This is a genomic window from Pantoea sp. S61 (genome assembly GCF_016625145.1).
GTDB classification, from domain to species: domain Bacteria; phylum Pseudomonadota; class Gammaproteobacteria; order Enterobacterales; family Enterobacteriaceae; genus Pantoea; species Pantoea rwandensis_B.
In genome coordinates this window covers 156,977-170,225 of the sequence record NZ_JACVUO010000004.1, presented here as the reverse complement: position 1 = coordinate 170,225, position 13,249 = coordinate 156,977, and the positions used below count along the sequence as shown (strand labels likewise).

10 protein-coding genes are annotated in these 13,249 nt (G+C 51.5%); 3 read left to right on the top strand and 7 right to left on the bottom strand.

Annotated elements, in window-relative coordinates; translation table 11 throughout:
- Window positions 1-80 precede the first annotated feature (80 nt).
- From ppiD to bolA, 7 genes are all read right to left on the bottom strand, one after another.
- On the bottom strand, window positions 81-1,949 hold the full coding sequence (gene ppiD, locus IAE30_RS10990; protein ID WP_045813793.1) for a peptidylprolyl isomerase: 1,869 nt from the start codon (window positions 1,947-1,949) through the stop codon (window positions 81-83).
- Between the two features lie 237 nt (window positions 1,950-2,186).
- Entirely contained in the window at window positions 2,187-2,459 is a 273-nt protein-coding gene (hupB, locus tag IAE30_RS10985) for a nucleoid-associated protein HU-beta (RefSeq protein WP_034828113.1), read from the bottom strand.
- A gap of 213 nt (window positions 2,460-2,672) precedes the next feature.
- Window positions 2,673-5,027, bottom strand: a complete 2,355-nt coding sequence (gene lon, locus IAE30_RS10980; protein WP_034828111.1) for an endopeptidase La — start codon at window positions 5,025-5,027, stop codon at window positions 2,673-2,675.
- Window positions 5,028-5,213: 186 nt separating this feature from the next.
- Window positions 5,214-6,485: an ATP-dependent protease ATP-binding subunit ClpX gene (gene clpX, locus IAE30_RS10975; protein ID WP_034828109.1), complete on the bottom strand. Its 1,272-nt coding sequence runs from the start codon at window positions 6,483-6,485 to the stop codon at window positions 5,214-5,216.
- Between the two features lie 127 nt (window positions 6,486-6,612).
- Window positions 6,613-7,236, bottom strand: a complete 624-nt coding sequence (clpP, locus tag IAE30_RS10970) for an ATP-dependent Clp endopeptidase proteolytic subunit ClpP (RefSeq protein WP_008103933.1) — start codon at window positions 7,234-7,236, stop codon at window positions 6,613-6,615.
- A 336-nt stretch (window positions 7,237-7,572) separates the two neighbouring features.
- Window positions 7,573-8,877, bottom strand: coding sequence for a trigger factor (tig, locus tag IAE30_RS10965; RefSeq protein WP_200679611.1), 1,305 nt, complete (start codon window positions 8,875-8,877; stop codon window positions 7,573-7,575).
- 301 nt (window positions 8,878-9,178) lie between these two features.
- A complete protein-coding gene (gene bolA / locus IAE30_RS10960) occupies window positions 9,179-9,493 on the bottom strand; it encodes a transcriptional regulator BolA (RefSeq protein ID WP_034828103.1) in 315 nt (104 codons plus the stop codon).
- Between the two features lie 267 nt (window positions 9,494-9,760).
- Between bolA and IAE30_RS10955 the strand changes: the two genes are divergently transcribed.
- From IAE30_RS10955 to cyoA, 3 genes are all read left to right on the top strand, one after another.
- Window positions 9,761-10,339 (top strand): lipoprotein, encoded by a 579-nt coding sequence (locus IAE30_RS10955; protein WP_034828101.1) that lies wholly within the window; start codon window positions 9,761-9,763, stop codon window positions 10,337-10,339.
- Between the two features lie 54 nt (window positions 10,340-10,393).
- Window positions 10,394-11,881, top strand: coding sequence for a muropeptide MFS transporter AmpG (gene ampG, locus IAE30_RS10950; RefSeq protein ID WP_200679609.1), 1,488 nt, complete (start codon window positions 10,394-10,396; stop codon window positions 11,879-11,881).
- Between the two features lie 440 nt (window positions 11,882-12,321).
- Window positions 12,322-13,248 (top strand): cytochrome o ubiquinol oxidase subunit II, encoded by a 927-nt coding sequence (cyoA, locus tag IAE30_RS10945; protein WP_034828097.1) that lies wholly within the window; start codon window positions 12,322-12,324, stop codon window positions 13,246-13,248.
- Window position 13,249: the final 1 nt, after the last annotated feature.

The following is a 13,249-nucleotide window of genomic DNA, read 5'->3' as shown; positions in this document are numbered from 1 at the left end:
AAAAGGGCAATTGCAGAAATGGAAAAGGCCGCAGAAGCGGCCTTTGAGTTGTTGCAGCGGATTCACATTTTTTGTGAGGCTTACTGGTTTTGTGCAGCCGCGCCGTATTTGATTTTCGCGTCTTTGCGCAGGTTTTCCAGCAACGCTTCAAACGCAATCTGTGCGTTATTCTGCGTCACGCCTTTCACCATCTCATCAATCTGCGCCTGTGGCATATTACCCGGGCTGACTTTATCCAGCGCGACCAGTACCACGTTACCCTGCATATCTTCGCTCACACCCCAGGACGGTTTGTTGTCCGCGGGTTGTGGCAAGTTAAAGGCAGACTGCGCAACCGGATCCTGTGCATTACGATCAAAGGATTTGCTGGCACTCAGGGTCAAGCCTGCCGCTTTCAGCGCATCTTCTTTACCGGCTTTCAGATCAACCAGCAGCTTATCGGCCTGAGCTTTAGCCTGCTGTGTGGCTTTGTCATGCTTCAGCGTGTCGGCAATCTGCGCTTTCACCTGATCCAGCGGTTTTACGGCTTCAGGCTTGTGCTCGCTGATGCGCAGCACGAATGCACGATCACCATCGACGCTGATGATGTCAGAGTTATTACCCGGCGCACCGTTTTGGCCCACCAGTCCACCGTTGAAGATCGCCTGCTTGACCTGATCGAAATCGAGTTCAGCCGGAACATTATCACGCGTGATCCAGCCGGTTTCCGTGACTTTCAGACCGGAAGCCTGTGCTGCACCCGCCAACGACTCGTTGTCATTACTGGCCGCTTCACTGACTTTCTGCTGCAGCTTGTAGAAGGCATCGACTGCTTTTTCCTGCTTCACCTTGTCAGCAACAGCGTCATGGATCTCAGCCAGCGGCTTAATCTGCTCGGCCTGGATATCATCCAGACGTACCACCAGGAAACCGACTGAAGATTTGATCACGCCTGACAGCTGGCCTTTCTGCGTCAGGTTGGCATTTTTCAGCTCATCCGGCGTGGTGCCCGGCTCCAGCCACCCCATATCGCCGCCTTTGCGTGCTGAGATCGGGTCAATGGATTTGCTTTTTGCCAGCGTGGCGAAGTCTTCACCCTTCTTCAGCGCTTCCAGAACGGCATTGGCATCCGCTTCAGTTTTGGTCTGAATCACGCTGTAGCGATTGCGCTGCGGCTGTGAATAGTCAGCTTTATGTTGATCGAACCAACTCTGAATGTCCGCTTCGCTCACGGTTTCCTGCATGCTGGCTGCATCCATTTTGATGTAGCTGACGCGGAACTGCTCAGGTGCCATGAAGCTGTTCTGATGCTGCTGGTAATACTGATTGATCTCATCATCACTGGCCGTTTGTTTCGCTGCCAGCGCGTTAACATCAATCACCGCCTGACGAATTTCACGCTGCTGCGAGACCAGGTCCACCAGCTTGCTGGTTTCACCTTTCAGCATGAAATCGGTATTAGCGACCGCGTTGATCAACTGCTGTGTGGCTAACTGCTTACGCAGCGCCGCCGCGTACTGATCCGGCGTAAAGCCCATCTGGTTGATTAAGCCGTTGTACTTCGCGTTATCAAACTTGCCGTTAGTCTGGAAAGCTTTTTGATTGAAGATCGCCTGCTTGATCTGATCATCGCTGATGCCAATCTTCAGATCTTTGATGTATTGATCGAGCAAGGCCTGATCAATCAGCTGAGACAGCGCCTGCTGACGCATCTGCTGCATGTAACCTTCGTTGCTGGCCAGCTGCGAGAATTGATCGCCCAGCATCTGCTGCTGACGATTACGCTCGTTGTTAAAGCCCTGCTCAAGCTCTGCACGGCTAATTTCATGGCCATTAACTTTGGCGGCATAATCGCTGCCACCGCCGATCAGGTAGTTGCCCACCCCGGTCAGTACGAAAGACAGGATGATCAATCCCAGAATGATCTTGAGCACGACATGATTCGACGCCGCGCGTAAATTGTCCATCATGGTATGACAACACTCCGCTGTAGTGTGAATGTAAAGCTCTGACACGATGTCATCATCGTGCAACTGCTGTTCAGGCTGGCAGTTGGCAACCATGCGGAGACAATAGCCTGTGGCCATCGCCGCGCATCAAGAATAAAAAAGGCACATCAAAAATGATGTGCCCGTATGTTACATGAGAACGGCTTTTTCGTCCTCAATCCATAGAAGAAAATGCTTCAATGGATGTGTCAGCGGTCATTAATTGACTGAGTCTTTCAGTGCTTTACCTGCACGGAAGCCCGGAACTTTACCAGCCGGGATGGTGATCTCTTTACCGGTTTGCGGGTTACGGCCTGTACGAGCAGCACGCTCACGTACAGAGAAAGTACCGAAACCAACCAGTGCCACTTCATCACCGCCTTTCAGCGCGTCAGAAACGGAGCCCATGAATGCATCTAACACACGTCCCGCTGCTGCTTTAGAAATGTCAGCGTCTGCAGCAATTTTGTCGATCAACTGTGACTTATTCACTCTATTCATCCCCTCTTTTATTATTCACATCGCACCCGCGCTTCCCGCCCGGTGCGAACGCGCAGCCAGTTATATCAAGCCTGTGGAGCTGAAACAACGGTATTCATCTTAATCGTTGATTCAACAGCCCCCTAAATTAGCGGCACAAAAAAAAGCTGGCAAGCACCATTTGGCCTGCCAGCTTCGCTTTTTAACGGTTTTTGCCGTTAATCACTATTTTGCCGTCGCAACCTGCATGCCGTAAGGCGCATTTTCCAGTGCCAGGTTCAGCACTTCTTCAATACGCTTCACAGGATGGATGGTCAGATCGGCAATCACGTTCTGTGGAATCTCTTCCAGATCACGCTTGTTTTCATCCGGGATCAGCACAGTTTTGATGCCACCACGATGCGCTGCCAGCAGCTTCTCTTTCAGACCACCAATCGGCAGCACCTGACCGCGCAGAGTGATCTCACCTGTCATCGCCACATCAGAGCGCACCGGGTTACCGGTCAGACAAGAAACCAGCGCCGTACACATGGCTATACCGGCACTTGGGCCATCTTTCGGCGTTGCCCCTTCCGGAACGTGCACGTGGATATCACGTTTCTCGTGGAAATCCCCGTTGATGCCGAGTTTCTCCGCACGCGCGCGAACCACTGTCAGCGCCGCCTGGATAGACTCCTGCATCACTTCACCCAGTGAGCCGGTGTAAGTCAGCTTGCCTTTACCCGGTACGCAGGCGGTTTCAATGGTCAGCAGATCGCCTCCCACTTCTGTCCATGCCAGACCGGTGACCTGACCTACGCGGTTTTCAGTGTCCGCTCGACCATAATCAAAGCGCTGCACGCCCAGGAAATCGTGAAGGTTTTCACCATTAATCTTGATGCTCTTCTTGCTTTTGTCCATCAGCAGCGTTTTCACTGCTTTACGGCACAGCTTGGAGAGTTCACGTTCCAGACTACGCACGCCCGCTTCACGGGTGTAGTAACGGATAATGCCGATGATGGCGCTATCGTCAACACTGATCTCTTTTTCTTTCAGTGCATTACGCTCTATCTGCTTCGGCAGTAAGTGCTGTTTGGCGATATTCAGTTTTTCATCTTCGGTATAACCCGAGAGACGAATCACTTCCATACGATCCAGCAGCGGTGCCGGGATGTTCATGGAGTTAGAGGTCGCCACGAACATCACGTCAGAGAGATCGTAATCCACTTCCAGATAGTGATCGTTGAACGCAATGTTCTGCTCTGGATCCAGCACCTCCAGCAATGCCGAAGCGGGATCGCCGCGCATATCGGACGACATCTTATCGATCTCATCCAACAGGAACAGCGGGTTCTTCACGCCGACTTTAGCCATTTTCTGGATCAGTTTGCCCGGCATAGAACCGATGTAAGTGCGACGATGTCCGCGGATTTCCGCTTCATCGCGCACGCCGCCCAGTGCCATACGAACATATTTACGGCCGGTGGCTTTGGCAATTGACTGGCCCAGCGAGGTTTTACCCACGCCTGGCGGTCCGACGAGGCACAGAATTGGGCCTTTAATTTTGCTGACGCGACTTTGCACCGCAAGGTACTCAAGAATGCGGTCTTTCACGCGTTCCAGACCGTAATGATCGGTATCCAGCGTTTCCTGCGCCTTCAGCAGGTCTTTTTTTACCTTGCTGCGCGCAACCCATGGCACCTGAACCATCCAGTCGATGTAACCACGCACCACGGTGGCTTCTGCAGACATCGGCGACATCATTTTCAGCTTCTGCAGTTCTGCTTCGGCTTTTTCGCGCGCTTCAGTCGGCATTTTTGCCGCTTCAATTTTACGTTTCAGCGCTTCGTATTCGTCCGGCGCATCATCCATCTCGCCCAGCTCTTTCTGAATGGCTTTCATTTGCTCATTCAGATAGTACTCACGCTGGCTTTTCTCCATCTGCTTTTTCACGCGGTTGCGAATGCGCTTCTCAACCTGCAGCAGATCGATTTCGGATTCCATCATCGCCATCAGATATTCGAGACGTTCGTTGATGTCGGACATTTCCAGCACTGACTGCTTATCAGCCAGCTTCAGCGGCATATGCGCTGCTACGGTGTCGGCGAGACGCGCCGCATCGTCGATGCTGTTCAGTGAGGTCAAAACCTCAGGAGGAATTTTTTTATTCAGTTTGATGTAGCCTTCAAACTGATTAATCGCCGTACGCACCAGCACTTCCTGCTCACGCTCTTCAATTTCTGGCGAGATCAGGTATTCGGCCTGGGCAACAAAATGGTCGCCATTGTCAGCCAGTGTGGTGATGTGCGCACGCTGCAAGCCTTCAACCAGCACTTTCACCGTGCCATCGGGCAGCTTGAGCATCTGCAATACGGAAGCGACGGTCCCTACAGAGAAGAGATCGTTAATACCAGGTTCATCCGTTGAAGCCTCTTTCTGGGCAACCAGCATGATCTTCTTGTCATGATCCATTGCCGCTTCGAGGCAACGAATCGATTTTTCCCGACCAACAAACAACGGAATTACCATGTGCGGATAAACCACCACGTCGCGCAAAGGCAACACGGGGATTTCAATGCGTTCAGAACGCTCAGGATTCATAGAGCTCTCTCTTAGTTTAATGTCCGCCAGGTGATGGGTACCGCGTAAAAGAAGTTTGCAGTTCAACCCACAGGATATTGAGTATATGGGGATGCTTGGTCGACATTCAATGTCAGGGGAGAGAGAAAAACAAAAGGGGAAACATTTTCCCCTTTTTTAAGATAACAACATGGTTAGATTGTTTATTTATTCGCCAGAAGCCTGAGCTTCGTGCTTACCATAAATCAACATCGGCTCGGATTGACCGTCAATCACTGACTCATCAATCACCACTTTTTCCACGTCATCCATCGATGGCAGATCGTACATGGTTTCCAGCAGCGCACCTTCTACGATAGAACGCAGACCACGCGCACCGGTTTTGCGGGACATCGCTTTCTTAGCGATCGCCGTCAGCGCTTCATCACGGAACTCGAGCTCCACACCTTCAAGGTTAAACAGAGCCTGGTACTGTTTGGTCAACGCATTCTTCGGTTCGCGCAGGATCTGAATCAGGGCTTCTTCACTCAATTCACTCAGCGTCGCCACCACCGGCAGACGACCAATGAATTCTGGAATCAGACCAAATTTAATCAGATCTTCTGGCTCAACCTGCGACAGCAACTCGCCTTCGCTGGCTTTCTGCGATTTACCTTTCACCGTAGCGCCGAAGCCGATACCGGATCCGGTTTCCACGCGCTGGGAAATCACTTTGTCGAGGCCAGCAAAAGCACCACCACAAATGAACAGGATCTTAGACGTATCAACCTGCAGGAACTCCTGCTGTGGATGCTTACGCCCACCCTGCGGCGGAACCGCGGCAACGGTACCTTCGATCAGCTTCAGCAACGCCTGCTGTACGCCTTCACCAGAAACGTCACGCGTGATTGACGGGTTGTCTGACTTACGAGAAATCTTGTCGATTTCATCGATATAGACGATACCGCGCTGTGCTTTCTGCACATCGTAATCACACTTCTGCAGCAGTTTCTGGATGATGTTTTCCACATCCTCACCCACATAACCGGCTTCGGTCAGGGTGGTGGCATCCGCCATGGTGAACGGAACATCCAGCAAACGCGCCAGGGTTTCAGCCAGCAAGGTTTTACCGCTACCGGTTGGACCGATCAGCAGAATGTTACTTTTGCCCAGTTCGATGCCATTACTGGTATCGCCGTTGCGCAGACGTTTGTAGTGGTTATAGACCGCTACCGCCAGCACTTTTTTCGCCCTTTCCTGACCGATGACGTAATCATCTAAATGATGACGGATTTCATGCGGCGTCGGCAGTGCACTGCGCTCACGGTGCGGAGCCACTTCTTTAATCTCTTCGCGAATGATGTCGTTGCATAAATCAACACATTCGTCGCAAATATACACTGACGGCCCGGCAATCAGCTTACGGACTTCATGCTGGCTTTTGCCGCAGAAAGAACAGTACAGCAACTTACCTGAACCGTCTTTGCGCTTATCTGTCATCAGCTAACCTCTTTTCGTTCTCAGACCCAATTTGGTGTACGGCACTGGCCGCACATCAACGGCCGATATTCATGCAACTCATCGTGCTGCCCCATTAACTATAGCGTAAGGGGCAGCCAGATGTGTCTTATTGGCGATGCGTCAGAATAGAATCGACCAAGCCATACTCTACCGCTTCGCTGGCAGAGAGGAAACGATCGCGCTCGGTGTCGCGTTCGATCTCTTCCAGTGATTTGCCAGTGTGTTCAGCCATCAACTCATTCATACGCTGCTTCACTTTCAGAATTTCACGCGCATGGATTTCAATATCCGTCGCCTGGCCCTGGTAACCGCCCAGCGGCTGGTGAATCATGACGCGGGAATTCGGCAGGCAGAAGCGCTTACCTTTGGTACCTGCAGTCAGCAGGAACGCACCCATTGAACAAGCCTGACCCATACAAATGGTGCTGACGTCCGGCTTGATGAATTTCATGGTGTCATAAATCGACATCCCGGCAGTAATCACGCCGCCTGGCGAGTTAATGTAGAGATAAATGTCTTTTTCAGGATTCTCAGCTTCCAGAAACAGCATCTGAGCCACGATCAGGTTGGCCATATGATCTTCAACCTGGCCGGTCAGGAAGATCACACGCTCTTTGAGCAGGCGGGAGTAAATGTCGTATGAACGCTCGCCGCGCGAGGTTTGTTCGACCACCATTGGCACCAGCGCCATGTGCGGTGCAGTAAATTCACGATCGCCACTGTATGACATTACCGTCTCCTGATAAATTTCATTGGCAACATTCTGTACCGATATTACGTGAGGCGCGTCGGGAAAACTATGCGCTGCCCTCTCACTCCGACATAACAGGACGGTTAATCAGCCAGTCTCACTGTTTTCATGCATTCTCCCTGTATCTGGGGATGCTGCCCAGTTGTTTCAAGCATAACAACCTTTTGCCCATTCGCTAACACGGAAAAAGAGCTTAGCGAACAATTTGCCGATTAATTAAGCAAATAGAGGACAATTCTATGCGGTTAATGCCCTAAAACGAAAAAGCCCGCGACTTTTCAGTCGCGGGCTTCGCACTTTCGGTTAACTAACGAATCAGGCCGCTGAGGTCTGGTTCATCAGTTCCTGGAAGTTGGTTGCTTTATCGGTCACTTTGGCTTTTGCCAGTACCGCTTCAACAGCCTGCTCTTCCAGAGCAACGTTGCGCATATTGTTCATCAGCTCGTTGTTCTTGCTGTAGAACTCGATCACTTCCTGCGGATCTTCGTACGCAGAAGCCATCTCTTCGATCAGCGCTTTAACGCGGTCTTCGTCAGCTTTCAGCTCGTTGATGCGAATCACTTCGCCCAGCAGCAGACCAACAACAACGCGACGTTTAGCCTGCTCTTCGAACAGCTCACGTGGCAGCTCGAAAGCTTGCTTCTCGTTGCCACCAAAACGCTGCGCAGCCTGGCGACGCAGCACGTCGATTTCGCTGTCGATCAGTGCCACTGGCACGTCGATGTCGTTGGCTTCAACCAGACCATCAATCGCCTGAGATTTCACGCGGTTACGGATAGCGCCTTTCAGCTCACGATCCATGTTCTTACGCACTTCTGCACGCAGACCGGCAACTGAACCATCTTCAACGCCAAAGCGTTTGATGAACTCTTGAGTCAGCTCTGGCAGCTCGCGCGTTTCCACTTTCTTCAGCACGATTTCGAACTTCGCATCTTTCCCTTTCAGGGTTTCAGCGTGGTAATCGTCTGGGAATTTCACGTCGATAGTGAAGGTTTCGCCCGCTTTGTGGCCAACAACACCTTCTTCGAAGCCTGGGATCATACGACCCTGGCCCATCGCCAGTACGAAGTCAGACGCTTTGCCGCCTTCGAACTCTTCGCCGTCTACTGAACCGGAGAAGTCGATGGTTGCGCGATCTTCAGCAGTCGCTGCAGCATCGCTCTCTTTCCAGGTCGCCTGCTGCTTCTGCAGGGTTTCCAGCATGGTATCAACGTCAGCATCGGTGACTTCAACCACTGGCTTCTCGACTTCGATAGCATCCAGGCCTTTCAGCTCAACTTCTGGATACACTTCGAACTCAACCGTGTAGGTGAAATCTTCACCTTCTTTGTACTCACCTGGCACGTAGTTTGGTGCGCCAGCTGGATTGATTTTCTCTTTGATGATGGCGTCAACGAAGTTGCGCGTCATCAGCTCGCCCAGCACGTCCTGGCGAACAGAAGCACCGTAGCGCTGAGAAATGATGTTTGCCGGCACTTTGCCTTTACGGAAACCGTCGATACGGACTTTCTTAGCCACTTCCACCAGTTCTTTCTTCACTGCGCTTTCGATGCTGTCAGCTGCAACAGTAATCGAAATGCGACGGCCCAGACCCTGAGTGGTTTCTACTGAAACTGTCATCTTGTTACCTCAAAAAATCACGTGCTCGGTCAACTTCAGACACCACACATTAAATGCGCCGTATCCAACAATCGGGACGGCCTCTGCAGGCAGAACCTAATCCCTGTCACCAGAAGCGTCCCGAAGACATTCCGGAAAAATAGACGCCGCATTATAGCGGCATCGCTGGAATGAGTCGAGGCTGCAAACTCACCACTTTTTAGCGGTTTTGCTGCTTTTTTGCGCCATGGATCGCGTTTAAGGGTAATAGATGAAAAGAAAACGGCCCGCAGGCCGTTTTGAGAGAGGATGAAGTGTGAACTCAGGCGAGGGTACCCGCTCCCCGACAGTTAGGTGACGCCAGCACGGTATCTTGCAAGCCATCCCACTCTTTTTGCGTGTAAGTGTGCAGTGCCAGTGCGTGCACGCTCCCTGCTAACTCTTCGGTCAGTTCGCCATAAATGGCGCGATGACGCTGCAGGAATCGCTGGCCGGTAAACACGTCGCTGACAATCACCACTTTAAAGTGACTTTCAGAACCAGCGGGCACGTTATGACGATAGCTTTCATCATGCACTTCGAGATGTGCAGGTTCGAACGCCTTACGCAGCTTTTCTTCTATTTGTTCGCGAATCATTGTTAACACTCCTCAACGGCGAGCGCTGTGCCCATCTGTTTAAATATTAGTAGGTTTTTTGCCCAACCCGCAGGCGCGCCGGAAATAATTCCTGATCTTCTGCGCATCTTAGCGGGCTCATTCGTCAGGTCAATGCTGTTGCATGACCGCCTGTCCGAAAAAAGCCTTTACAATCAATTTCCACTGGCACGGGGCTTTTTTCGCCGTCGCGCAATGCTATGATGGCCGCAGTTTTGCAAACCAACCCATATGCTAACGAGAATGAGTATGTTGAAAAAACTGTTATTCCCTCTGCTGGCTGCATTTATTTTGGCCGGCTGTGCCAGCAATAACACCACCCTGAACATTCAGCCTAAGATCCAGCTGCCACAGCAAGATCCTGGTCTGATGGGTGCCACCATCAGCGTTAACGGTGCCGATCAGCGTTCCGATCAGGCTCTGGCAAAAGTGAATCGTGACGGTCAGTTAGTCACCTTAACGCCATCGCGCGATCTGCGTTTCCTGTTACAGGAAGTGCTGGAGAAGCAGATGACAGCACGCGGTTACATGATCGGACCAAACGGTGCGGTTGACCTGCAGATTGTCGTCAATGGTCTTTACGCTGATGTGACACAAGGTAACGTGCGTTACAGCATTACCACCAAGGCTGATATTTCCATCATTGCGACCGCGAAAAACGGTAACAAACAGGTTAAAAATTATCGTCAGACTTACAGCGTAGAAGGCGCTTTCACCGCCACTAACGCGAAGATCACCAACGCGGTCAACTCTACCCTGAGCGACGTGATTGCTGATATGGCGCAGGACACCAGCGTTCACGAATTTATTAAACAGAACGCCCGCTAATTCCTCAGCTATTCTGCCCGGTCACCTTTGGCCGGGCGTCATTTCAGGTTGGTTATGACTTCTCACTATCTGCGCATTTTCACCCAACGTAATGCAGCCGTATTGCTGCTGCTCGGTTTTGCTTCCGGACTGCCTTTAGCTCTGACAGCCGGGACCTTACAGGCGTGGATGACCGTAGAGAATGTCGATCTGAAAACCATCGGTTTCTTCTCCCTTGTCGGCCAGGCTTACGTGTTTAAGTTCCTGTGGTCGCCGATGATGGATCGCTATACCCCGCCGTTTCTTGGCCGTCGCCGTGGCTGGTTACTGGTTACTCAACTCGCACTGATCGCCGGCATTATCGCCATGGGCTTTATGCAGCCTTCGCGCGATCTGACGCTGCTGGCTGCCCTGGCCGTGCTGGTTGCCTTCTGTTCTGCATCGCAGGATATCGTGTTTGATGCCTGGAAAACCGATGTGCTACCGCCAGAAGAACGGGGCAGCGGTGCCGCGATTACGGTGTTGGGATATCGCCTGGCGATGCTGATTTCAGGCGGGTTGGCGCTATGGCTTGCCGACCGATATCTGGGATGGCAGGCAACCTACTGGTTAATGGCGCTGCTGATGTTGCCAGGTTTGATTGCGACATTGCTGGCCAAAGAGCCCGCGGCACCCGCGCGTGAGCCGCACACCCTGCGTCAGGCCGTTTCGTTCCCGCTAAAAGACTTCTTCCTGCGTAACAATGCCTGGCTGCTGATCACCTTAATCATCCTTTATAAGCTGGGTGATGCTTTTGCTGCGTCGCTCACCACCACTTTCCTGATTCGCGGCGTAGGTTTCAGCGCCGGCGATGTCGGACTGGTGAATAAAACGCTGGGATTGCTGGCAACCATCATTGGTGCGCTTTACGGCGGTGTGCTGATGCAACGCCTGAGCCTGTTCCGTGCCCTGATGATTTTCGGCATTCTTCAGGCGGTTTCCAACTTCGCTTACTGGCTATTGGCCGTGACGCCGCCTCATTTATGGAGCATGGCCAGCGCGGTGTTCATTGAAAATCTTTGCGGAGGGATGGGCACCGCCGCGTTTGTGGCGCTGCTGATGACATTGTGCAATAAGTCGTTTTCCGCAACGCAGTTCGCGCTGCTCTCTGCCCTTTCCGCCGTCGGGCGTGTTTACGTCGGACCCGCAGCGGGATGGCTGGTCGAGCTGTGGGGCTGGCCGACCTTCTATGCTTTCACCGTGTTTGCAGGCGTGCCTGGCTTAATGCTGCTGTGGATTAGCCGCAGCACCCTGCAAGCCATTCAGCAGAGCGGGGAGTTTGTGATGCGAACCCGCTGGCCGCAGGGCTATCGCTGGACAGTGCGTCTGTTCAGCTTCGGTTGTGGCCTGCTGGCACTCTGGTTGGTGATGCTAGCCCTGAATGCCGCTGGCATCTGGCATGTCAACGCGCTGCTGACACCGCTTTTTGAGATGGGTATGGCACTGGCGCTGGTGGCCGTGGCACTGGGTGTGATGCTGGATTGTCTGGCGTTAAGAAAAAGGCCGGGGAAAAATCTGAGTTAAGTAATGATAATTTGCCAGTCGCTAAATATTTGGCTAAAAAAATAACAATGAACTCATTTTAACGAATAGCATTTTTTTCATCGCGAAAAAGAAACATTAAATTAACAACCCTGGATTATATTTAAATCCGGTGCGCAATTACTTTGTAGAAAACTCATCACCCAAATGCTACACAATTGTTAAATAAATGGGCATTAATAGTACGGTTTATGCTTTACCTGATTTTTCTGCGGTTTCTATCATTGTTTTTTGTTATATTGACGCCAACTGCTTGTCGCAATTAATAATTTGTCACCCTGCGCAACATCTGTGACACCCTTAGCAAAAGGTGTCAACAGCCTTCTGACACATCCTTAAGCTGGTTTACACTGCATAAACCTTCCCGTAAAATGCGCGCACACTTAAACGACAATAGAGCCCTTTGTCATTGAGGTCGTTAAATGAGACTCAGGAAATACAATAAAAGTTTGGGGATTTTGTCATTAATTGCAGGCGCTGTATTACTCAGTGGCTGCGATAGTGCGTTGTTAAATCCCAAAGGACAGATTGCACTGGAGCAACGTTCGCTGATTCTGACAGCTTTTGGCTTGATGATGATCGTGGTTATCCCAGCAGTCTTCATGGCAGTATTCTTTGCCTGGAAATATCGGGCAACCAATACTAATGCGACTTATAGCCCTAACTGGTCACACTCTAACAAAGTGGAAGCCGTGGTCTGGACGATTCCAATCCTGATCATTATCTTCCTCGGCGTGCTGACCTGGAAATCGACCCACGCACTGGAACCGAGCAAACCGCTGGTTTCTGACGTGAAGCCGGTTGAGATCGATGTGGTTGCGCTGGACTGGAAATGGCTGTTTATCTACCCTGAACAGGGTATTGCAACCGTGAACCAGATTGCCTTCCCGGCAAATACTCCGGTGAACTTCAAGATCACCTCCAACTCCGTAATGAACTCCTTCTTTATTCCTACGCTCGGTAGCCAGATCTACGCCATGGCGGGCATGCAGACTAAACTGCACCTGATCGCCAATGAGCCAGGAACATTCGACGGTATCTCTGCGAACTTCAGTGGTCGCGGTTTCTCTGGCATGAAGTTCAAAGCCATTGCAACCAAAGACGATGCGGAATTCCAGCAGTGGGTGGCTAAAGTTAAAGCAGCACCTAACGCGCTGACCACCATGGATGATTTCGAGAAACTGGCTGCGCCAAGCGAAAATCACCCGGTGGAATATTTCTCAACTGCGAATCCAGAACTGTTCAAGCAGGTTATTGATAAGTTCATGATGAGCCACGGGAAGATGGACATGCCAGAGCACAAAGGCATGGACATGAATCACGCCGCTGCTGCGGGAGCCGAGGAATAAT

What these genes read in the sequence shown, in the direction of transcription:
- bolA (WP_034828103.1), bottom strand. Translation starts at nt 9,493, where the DNA reads ATGATTCGCGAACAAATAGAAGAAAAGCTGCGTAAGGCGTTCGAACCT.
- tig (WP_200679611.1), bottom strand. Translation starts at nt 8,877, where the DNA reads ATGACAGTTTCAGTAGAAACCACTCAGGGTCTGGGCCGTCGCATTTCG.
- clpX (WP_034828109.1), bottom strand. Translation starts at nt 6,485, where the DNA reads ATGACAGATAAGCGCAAAGACGGTTCAGGTAAGTTGCTGTACTGTTCT.
- cyoA (WP_034828097.1), top strand. Translation starts at nt 12,322, where the DNA reads ATGAGACTCAGGAAATACAATAAAAGTTTGGGGATTTTGTCATTAATT.
- ampG (WP_200679609.1), top strand. Translation starts at nt 10,394, where the DNA reads ATGACTTCTCACTATCTGCGCATTTTCACCCAACGTAATGCAGCCGTA.
- lon (WP_034828111.1), bottom strand. Translation starts at nt 5,027, where the DNA reads ATGAATCCTGAGCGTTCTGAACGCATTGAAATCCCCGTGTTGCCTTTG.
- IAE30_RS10955 (WP_034828101.1), top strand. Translation starts at nt 9,761, where the DNA reads ATGTTGAAAAAACTGTTATTCCCTCTGCTGGCTGCATTTATTTTGGCC.
- ppiD (WP_045813793.1), bottom strand. Translation starts at nt 1,949, where the DNA reads ATGATGGACAATTTACGCGCGGCGTCGAATCATGTCGTGCTCAAGATC.
- clpP (WP_008103933.1), bottom strand. Translation starts at nt 7,236, where the DNA reads ATGTCATACAGTGGCGATCGTGAATTTACTGCACCGCACATGGCGCTG.